The 8,783-nt window shown below is 70.8% G+C and carries 7 protein-coding genes; all 7 read left to right on the plus strand.

The genetic code is table 11. The features are described from left to right. Positions 1-137 precede the first annotated feature (137 nt). Complete coding sequence (locus tag PV419_RS51135; protein WP_319700945.1) at positions 138-344, plus strand: DUF397 domain-containing protein; 207 nt, start codon at positions 138-140, stop codon at positions 342-344. Positions 345-738: 394 nt separating this feature from the next. Then, the gene (locus tag PV419_RS51140) at positions 739-1,047 is read left to right on the plus strand and encodes a hypothetical protein (RefSeq protein WP_014177695.1); all 309 of its coding nucleotides are present in this window, start codon (positions 739-741) and stop codon (positions 1,045-1,047) included. A 243-nt stretch (positions 1,048-1,290) separates the two neighbouring features. Continuing rightward, on the plus strand, positions 1,291-2,181 hold the full coding sequence (locus PV419_RS51145) for a hypothetical protein (protein ID WP_319700946.1): 891 nt from the start codon (positions 1,291-1,293) through the stop codon (positions 2,179-2,181). Next, positions 2,171-3,529 carry a hypothetical protein gene (locus PV419_RS51150; protein WP_319700947.1) on the plus strand — a complete coding sequence of 453 codons (1,359 nt, stop codon included), beginning with the start codon at positions 2,171-2,173 and terminating at the stop codon, positions 3,527-3,529. The genes PV419_RS51145 and PV419_RS51150 overlap by 11 nt, the downstream gene beginning before the upstream one ends. 2 nt (positions 3,530-3,531) lie before the next feature. Continuing rightward, positions 3,532-5,082, plus strand: coding sequence for an SCO6880 family protein (locus PV419_RS51155; RefSeq protein ID WP_319700951.1), 1,551 nt, complete (start codon positions 3,532-3,534; stop codon positions 5,080-5,082). Positions 5,083-5,126: 44 nt separating this feature from the next. Beyond that, the gene (locus PV419_RS51160) at positions 5,127-6,566 is read left to right on the plus strand and encodes an ATP-binding protein (RefSeq protein ID WP_319700948.1); all 1,440 of its coding nucleotides are present in this window, start codon (positions 5,127-5,129) and stop codon (positions 6,564-6,566) included. A gap of 1 nt (position 6,567) precedes the next feature. Continuing rightward, positions 6,568-8,598: a hypothetical protein gene (locus tag PV419_RS51165; RefSeq protein WP_319700949.1), complete on the plus strand. Its 2,031-nt coding sequence runs from the start codon at positions 6,568-6,570 to the stop codon at positions 8,596-8,598. The last annotated feature ends 185 nt before the right edge of the window (positions 8,599-8,783 follow it).

Here is an 8,783-nt window from a genome sequence, read left to right on the forward strand (position 1 = left end):
GCGCCCCTGCCCCCGGTAGGCGTCGACATGCGGCTCCGCCGCGTGGCCGGCCCGACCCCTCGACCGCCTCCCGTACGGACGCGAAGCGCGTAAAGTCCGGCGCGTCCGAGCACCTCACACTCCCTAAGGACCACGCGATGACACAGCTCGACTGGCAACGGGCCGCGACCCCGGAGGACGGGGAGCAGGAGGCCTATCTGGAGGTGGCCGCGGGCCCCGATGGCCGGATCTATATGCGCGAGAGCAACGACCCCGACAACATCGTGGTGACGACCCAGGCGAAGTGGGAGGCGTTCATCAAGGGGGTCAAGGCCGGCGAGTTCGACGACTTCGCGGAGGAGTGAGGCGCGGGACCGGGCCCACGCGAGCCGGGCGCACCTGAGGATGGGGCGGACCGGAGCGGGGTCGGGCCTGCGGACCTGGACCTGGACCTGAGCCGAGCCGCACCGCGGTCGGGGCGGAACGCGGGCGGCGGGCGGCGCGCGGGGCTCGCCGATCTCCGGCCCCCGCCACTGATCGTTGCCCAGCGCCCATGTGCGTGATACACACAGTGACCAGAGAGCCCTACGTTGACGCTTTTGTACGCCGGTCAGGTCATCGCGGTCCACAACACGTACGAGATCCGCCAAGAAATGCCGCCAAGTCGACATGCGGAAGCGGGATCGTCAGCGAAGATAGAGGCTGGCATGTGCCAACCGACGAAGGCACACAACAACCCATAAGGGGCGGTGAGTTCTCATGTTTCTAGCGGCCGACAAGGGCGATATCAACACCATCATCGGCGGAATTGCCCCAGACTGGGGCCCCTTCGGCGACCTGGGCAGCGAGGCCCGCGTCATGATCGAGGTGGTGATGGCCGTAGCCCTGCTGCTCTGCTTCGGCATCGCCATCTGGGGCGCGGCCAAGCAGCGGATCGGCGCGACCGCGCTGCGCGACACCTTCAGCGCCGAACAGGGCAAGGGCCTGATCGTCGCCGGACTGACCGGTGTGTTCATCATCGGCTCACTGGGCACTGTCTTCACGATCGTGTACGGCATGGCCGTCTAGCGCACCACCCGCTCCCACAGCCGACCCCCCACACGCGGCGCACCCCGTCCCCGAGCCTCCACCCCCAAGCCCCCCGCCGGTCCCCTCCCCACCGAGGCTGCTTCCTGATGCCCGCATCGCCCCTTGAGGTCGTGTCAGCTTGATGTCCACTCACACCGTCGCGCTCCAGCGTCAGTCCGCGGCGCTACCGTCGTATAGGGGCGGGACTGTCTCGGTTGACACGTTTGAAGGGGCGTACGTGCGATGAGTCTGGGCGGCGATGACGGATACGGCGGCGACTACGGCCAGGACCCGATCCGTACGGGCGGCGCGTCCCCCAGAGGCCACCTGACGCGCACCCACCTCCCCGAAGGCGACGACGACCCCTTCGCCCCACCCCGCCGAGGCACCACCCGCCCCGGCAAGCCCAGCCGGAACCTGGTCACCGTGGTAGGCGTCGTCGTGCTGCTCATCGCGGCCATCGCCTTCGCCAACCGCGACGACGGAAAGAACTCCTCGGACAGCGGCACCGACAACGACTCCAACACCAGCGCGAACAGCCGGGCAACAGCCCCGACGGGGGAGCGGCCGGTGGAGGGGAAGGACGATGCGACGGGGATCGCGTCGGGGTTCGCCAAGACGGAGCAGGGGGCGCAGAGTGCGGCGGCGAATTACGCGGTGGCGCTGGGGTCGGCCGACATGCTCAACCGGGACCGCCGCCATGGGATCGTGTCACAGGCCTTCACGAGCGCGGCGGCAGGGCCCCTTCAGGGCAAGCTCGACCAGGCCTACTCGACCGAAACTCTCCGGAAAATCGGTCTCGATGCCAACGGCAAGGCCGCAGATGGCATGACCTACATCTCTCGGACCGTGCCTGTCGGCACCAAGATCACAAAGTACGCGACTGGCACCGCGACCGTCGCAGTCTGGTGCACGGGGGTGTTCGGCACAGTGGGAGAAGGCTCGACGAACCCGGTCACCAACGACTGGATCACCATGACGCTCAAGCTGCGCTGGACGGGCAACGACTGGAAGGCCGAGAGCTTCTCGCAACAAGACGGCCCGGCGCCCGTCAACAGCGACCGCACCGCGTCCACGGCCGATGAGATCGCCAAGGCGGTCGAGGAGTACGGAGGGTTTACGTATGCCCGTTAGCCCACGCCGCCATGCGCTCACGGTCACCGGTGCCCTGGCAGCCATGCAGGCGGCAGCCGTGCTCCTGGCAACACAAGCTGCCGCTGATCCTGACCCGACGCCGAGCCCATCTGGCAGCAAGAAAGACGACTGCGACCAACTCCTCGGTCAGGTCAGGGACCAATGTCAAAGTGGAGGCAGTGGCGGCTCGAGCGGTCCGCCCGACCCCACCTCCCCCCTCGACCCCGCCGCCTCCCTGGCCCGCGGCTGCGCCAACGCCGCCTCCTGGCTCGTCGGCAAGCTTTCCGGCCTCGTCAAAGAGACCGCGACCGTCGACTTCACCAACGAGGCCTTCCTCCGCCAGTACGCCGTCGTCTTCGCCGCCTCGACCGTCCTCACCCTCATCCTCTGGCTGCTCGCCGTCGCCAAGCGCGCCATCCGCGGGGTCCCGCTCGGCGAGGCGTTGTCCGAGGCCATAGGTTTCCTGTGGCTGACGGTCCTGGCCTCCGCCTTCACGCCGCTCATCCTCTATACGGTCGTCACGGCGACCGACGCCGTCACGCAGGCCATCGCCTCGGGCACCGGCGCGGACCACGACGCCTTCTTCGGCTCGTTCGCCGAGGCCCTGAAGAGGGACGAGGACATCGGCGGCGGGCCGATCATGCTCATTGTCGTGTCGCTGGTGACCATCCTCGCCGCCGGCGTGCTCTGCCTCGAGCTCGTCATCCGCGCCGCCCTCCTCTACGTCGGCGCGCTGCTGGGCACCGCCGTCTATTCGGGCCTGGTGGACAAGAACATGTGGGGGCATGTGCGCCGCTGGGCGGGGATCATGATCGCGGTGATTCTCGTCAAGCCGGTGGTCGTGATAGTGCTCGCCCTGGCCGGGGCGCTGTCCGCGTCCGACAAGGGGCCTGACGCCTTCTCGGCCGTCATCTCCGGCCTCGCGATCATCATCCTCGCCATCTTCGCGAGCGCGATGATCTACCGCTTCGTGCCCGGCTTCGGCGACGAGATCGTCAAGGCCCGCAGCGCCAGCGCGGACCCGGCGTCCCGCCAGGCCGCCGCCATCATCAGCTCCCCGGCCGCCCTGGTGAAGCAGGGCATCAACACCCACAGCGCCCGCGGCGACGGCGGCACAGGCGGGGGCGGCTCGTCCGGCCCCGCGCAGGCCAAGCCCGCCAACCCGGTCTCCGGCGGCGTCGCCGCGCACAGCTCCCGCGGCGGCGGCCAAGGCGGTCAAGGCGGCGGCGGAGGCGGAGGCGGCGCCGCACGCCCCAGCAGCGGTGGGGGCGGAGGCGGCGGGGCCGCTGCCGCGGCCCGCGCGCAGAACCGCGGCTCCGGCAACAACCCAGGAGGTGACCGACGGTGACGATCGAGGCCCAGTCTCCCATCGCGCCTCGCCGCACATATCTGATCGGGCGCGCCCGCCCCAGCGCGATCGTCGGCAAGAACCGCGAGACCGGCGAGATCGCGTTGATCATCGGGGGCGCGTTCCTCGGGATGATGTGCGGGCTGCTGGTCCCGGTGCTGATGTTGCGCATCGTCACCCTGGTGGGCTTCCCGACCCTCGCGCTGGCCGCCGTCTACGTCCCGTACAACGGCCGTACCTTCTACAAGTGGTTCGAGATCAACCGCTCCTACAAGCGCACCGTGCGCAACAGCGCCGCCTACCGCTCCGCCGCCGCCGAGGCCGGCACCCGCCTCGACGGCCGTGAGATCGAGGTCGGCCCGCCGCCCGGCATCGGCCGGATCAACTGGCTGGCGGCCCCGTTCGGGCCGGACGAGATCGCTGTGCTCCTGCACGCCGACCGCCGCACCGTCACCGCCGCCATTGAGATCGAGGGCCCGGGCGTCGGGCTGCGGGACAGCGAGGACCAGGAGGCGCTGGTCGATCGGTTCGGCACCCTGCTCAAGCACGTGGCCAACGGCGACGGCTTTGTGACCCGCCTGCAGATGCTGGCCCGCACCCTCCCCGCCGACCCCGACGCACACGCCAAGGACGTGGAGCGGCGCGGCGACGAGGACGCCCCCATCTGGCTCAAGGACTCCTACGACCAGTTGCAGTCGATGGTCTCCACCTCCTCCGAGCAGCACCGCGCCTACCTGGTCGCCTGCATGCACTACACCCGTGACCTGGCGGCCGAGGCCCAGGCCATCGCGCGCGCCACCCGCCACAGCGCCGGCGGCCGCAGGCTCGACAAGGACGCGGGCCTGGCCGTGGTCATGGCGCGCGAGCTGACCGACATCTGCGCCCGGCTCGCCGAGGCCGACATCCGGGTGCGCCAGCCGCTCGGTCAGGGGCGGCTGGCCTCGCTCATCCATTCCATGTACGACCCGGACCACCCCATCGACCACATCCAGGCCATGACCCAGCGGAACGCCTGGCCGGCCGAGCTGGACGCGAGGGAGCCCACCTTCCTGCAGGCCAAGACCCGCGAGTCGAGCACCCGCGAGCCCTGGTGCCATGCCACCGCCTGGGTGAAGGAGTGGCCGATGACCCCCGTCGGGGTCAACTTCCTCGCCCCGCTCCTGGTCCATACCCCCGATGTCATCCGTACGGTCGCGGTCTGCATGGACCTGGAGCCGACCGAGATCGCGATCGAGCGGATGCTGACCGAGAAGACCAACGACGAGGCGGAGGCCAGCCGCGCCGCCAAGATGAACCGCACCGTCGACCCGCGTGACATCGCCGCGCACGGACGGCTTGACCAGCGCGGCGAGGACCTGGCGAGCGGCGCCGCGGGCGTCAACCTCGTCGGCTACATCACCGTCTCCTCCCGCTCCCCCGAGTCACTCGCCCGCGACAAGCGGACCATCAGGGCCTCGGCGGGCAAAAGCTATCTGAAGCTCGAGTGGTGCGACCGCGAGCACCACCGGGCCTTTGTGAACACACTGCCGTTCGCGACCGGCATCCGGCGATAGAGCGATAGCGCGATAGAGACGACTGGGACGATAGGGGCTCTGCCGTGGCCGATCCGATTGGCGCCATCACCGAGACGTTCACCAGCTTCCTGTTCGGGAAGGTGGAGACGACCCGGATGCCGGTCCGCACGTCCACGGGGCAGGCGCAGGCCGTCTATCTGCCCACCGCCGCACCGGGCCTGGGCGACTCGGGCGTGATCATCGGGCGGGAGGTGTACTCCGGCAAGGGGTACATCTACGACCCGTTCCAGCTGTACGGACAGCAGCTGCCCGCCCCGCACTGGCTGGTGCTCGGCGAGTCCGGAAACGGCAAGTCGGCCCTGGAGAAGACCTACGTCCTGCGGCAGCTGCGGTTCCGCGACCGCCAGGTCGTGGTGCTCGACGCCCAGGGCGAGGACGGCGTCGGCGAGTGGAACCTGATCGCCGAGGAGCTGGGCATCACCCCTATCCGGCTCGACCCGATGGCCGCCCTGGACGGCGGCATCCGCCTCAACCCCCTGGACCCCGCGATCACCTCGACGGGGCAGCTCGCCCTACTCCGTACGATCATCGAGGTCGCGATGGGCCACGGCCTCGACGAGCGCTCCGGATTCGCCCTCAAGGTCGCCCACGCGTACGTCAACCAGACCATCGTCGACCGACAGCCGGTGCTGACCGACATCGTCGAGCAGCTGCGCCACCCCGAGGCGGACTCGGCGGAGGCCATGAACGTCGGCATAGACGACGTACGGGCCTGGGGCCTGGACGTCGCCCTGGTGCTCGACCGGCTCGTCGACGGCGACCTGCGCGGCATGTTCGACGGCCCGACGACGGCGGGCATCGACCTGAGCGCGCCCCTCATCGTCTTCGACCTCTCCCACATCGACCGCAACTCGATCGCCATGCCGATCCTCATGGCGATCGTCGGCGTGTGGCTGGAGCACACCTGGATCCGGCCGGACCGCAAAAAGCGCATTTTCCTGGTCGAAGAGGCCTGGCACATCATCAACTCGCCCTTCGTCGCGCAGCTCTTCCAGCGGCTGCTGAAGTTCGGGCGCCGGCTCGGCCTGTCCTTCGTCGCCGTCGTCCACCACCTGTCCGACGTGGTCGACGGCGCGGCGGCGCGGGAGGCCGCGGCGATACTCAAGATGGCGTCGACCCGGACCATCTACGCCCAGAAGGCCGATGAGGCACGGGCCACGGGACGGGTGCTGGGCCTGCCGCGCTGGGCGGTCGAGATCATCCCGACCCTGTCGCCCGGCATCGCGGTCTGGGACGTCAACGGCAATGTCCAGGTCGTCAAGCACCTGATCACCGAGGCCGAGCGGCCGCTGGTCTACACCGACCGGGCCATGACGGAGGACGCGCTGACCGTCCAGCTCGCGGCCGAAGCCGAAGCGGAGGCCGAGGAGCGGGCAGCCGCGGCGGTGGAGCAGCGACTCGCCCACGAGGCCGCCGAGGCGGACCCGTACGGCGGGCCCTCGTACGGGTCGACGGTGGCCTGACATGGCGGCGGGGCGGGCCCACCATGGCCACGGGGCCTACGGCGGCCACAGTGGCCACGACGGCCATGGCGGTCCCGGAGAGCCGGGCAGACCCCCGGCCGCGCAGAGCGGCGGCATCCCGGACGGGCTGCTGCTCGGCTCCATCGTCTTCCTGCTGGGGCTGACGGGGCTGGTGTGGACGGCGACCGGGCTGGCCGGGCTCTTCGCCCACGGCGCCTGGCCGGACGGCGTGCGCTTCCTCCGTACGCCCCTGGCGATGCGCGCCCTGGCCCAGCAGCCCCACGACCTCGCCGCGGCATGGCCCGACACGCCGACGGAGCAGCTGTCGGGATACGGGCTGTTCTGGGGCCTGTTCATCAGTGAGCTGATGGTGCTGATCGTGCTGACGGTGTTCGTCATCGGCACGGTCACCCGCTATCGCACCGTCCGTGCCAGGCGCCGCGCGGGCGCGGGTCGAGGTTCCGGACAGGCCTCTGGCACGGACGGGCGCCAGGCCGAGGAGGGACACAAGTACGTTCCCAGGGCGGGCGCCCCCGCAGGCCACCCGTACGGGCCCGAGGGCGGCCCTGTGCGCCCCGCCGACGGCCCAAGAGCGCCAGGCGGACCAGGAGGATCAGGAGGTCCAGGTCCAGGTTGGCCAGGGCAGGACGCCACGGCCCTCGCCCGGCCGGGCGCCCCCGGCCCCGAAGCGGGTACCCCCACGGGCTCCCCACCGGGCTGGAACGGCACGCCCGCCGGTGTCCCGGGCCATGGCGCCGATACGGCCCAGGGCACGCAGCGAGGCGTCCACAGCGGCACAGCGGACACCGGTCGGACGGCCGGCGGTCCCGACCCCGCCGAACGGCAGGCCGGCCGGCCGGCAGACCGGACAACGGCCGTCACCGGGCAGCCGGGCGCCCCCACAGCCCCGTACGGTCCCTGGAACGGCGACGCCGGCACCGCGGCGCCCCACCACATCACCGAACAGCGGTCGAGCGCCTGGGGCGGCGCGGTCGGCCCGGTCGGCGCGGGCCGCACGGGCGCGGAGCCGCCCGTCGACCCCACAGCCGCATCGGCTCAGCCGGTACCCGTCCCGCGCGGCGGCCCAGGGTTCCCCGGGACCGCCGAGGTGACGCACTCCCGCGTCCTCTACGGCACGCAGCGCGGCGACGCCGCGTCCCAGGCCGTTTTGGAGGCCGTCGGCCCGGCCCTGGTCGTGACCAGCGACACCGCGCTGTGGACGACGACCAAGGACGCGCGCGCGAAGTTCGGCCCCATCCATGTCTTCGACCCGTCCCACCTCCTGGACACCCCGGCCCGGCTTCGCTGGAACCCCGCGGTGGGCTGTGAGTCCCGCGATGCCGCGGCCGCCCGAGCCACCGCGCTCCTCGCCCCCGTACGCCCCCTCCACGCCGTGGACCGGCCCATGGCGGAGGCCGCGGAGACCATGCTCCGCTGCTGGCTGCACGCGGCCGCCGTGGACGACCGCCCGTTCCGCCATGTGCACCGCTGGGCGCAGGGCAACTCGGCACACGAGCCGGTACGGATCCTGCGGACCCACGCGAAGGCGGCAGGGGGCGCCGCGGGCGAGCTGGAGGCCATGCTCACCGCGCACCCCGAACGCCGGGACATGGCCCAGGAGCTGACGGCCCGTGCCCTCGCCGCACTGTCCTCGATCCACATCAGGGACGCCTGCAATCCCGGCCGCTCCGACACCCTCGCGTTGGAGTCATTCATCGGCGAAGGGGGAACGCTATATGTGATGGGCGAGTCCATTGAGGATCCGCGGACCCATCCGGGTGCGATGCCCTTGTTGACCGCACTCGCCTCGCACGTGGTCGAGCACGGCCGGCGCATGGCCGAACGGTCATCCTCCGGTCGGCTCGACCCACCACTCACCCTCGTCCTGGACGACGTCGCGGCCGTGGCCCCGCTGCCCCAGCTGCCGGACCTGCTGACCCAGGGCGCGTCGCAGGGCCTGCCCACACTGGCGCTGATGCGCTCCCAGGAACAAGCCCGCGCACGGTGGCCGCACCGCACCTTGGTCGGCTGAGAGGTACGCGACGGAGGCCCGTCGCATACGCGAGATCTACGTCCACGAGATCTACGCCTGAATGGTCTGGGCGCCAACGCAAAAATGCCTCGGTCCCGAGTATCTTTCGATACTCGGGACCGAGGCTAAAAATTGTTCGGCGGCGTCCTACTCTCCCACAGGGTCCCCCCTGCAGTACCATCGGC

It is taken from the genome of Streptomyces sp. ME19-01-6 (assembly GCF_033793745.1).
Taxonomy (GTDB): domain Bacteria; phylum Actinomycetota; class Actinomycetes; order Streptomycetales; family Streptomycetaceae; genus Streptomyces.

What these genes read in the sequence shown, in the direction of transcription:
- PV419_RS51135 (WP_319700945.1), top strand. Translation starts at nt 138, where the DNA reads ATGACACAGCTCGACTGGCAACGGGCCGCGACCCCGGAGGACGGGGAG.
- PV419_RS51140 (WP_014177695.1), top strand. Translation starts at nt 739, where the DNA reads ATGTTTCTAGCGGCCGACAAGGGCGATATCAACACCATCATCGGCGGA.
- PV419_RS51145 (WP_319700946.1), top strand. Translation starts at nt 1,291, where the DNA reads ATGAGTCTGGGCGGCGATGACGGATACGGCGGCGACTACGGCCAGGAC.
- PV419_RS51150 (WP_319700947.1), top strand. Translation starts at nt 2,171, where the DNA reads ATGCCCGTTAGCCCACGCCGCCATGCGCTCACGGTCACCGGTGCCCTG.
- PV419_RS51165 (WP_319700949.1), top strand. Translation starts at nt 6,568, where the DNA reads ATGGCGGCGGGGCGGGCCCACCATGGCCACGGGGCCTACGGCGGCCAC.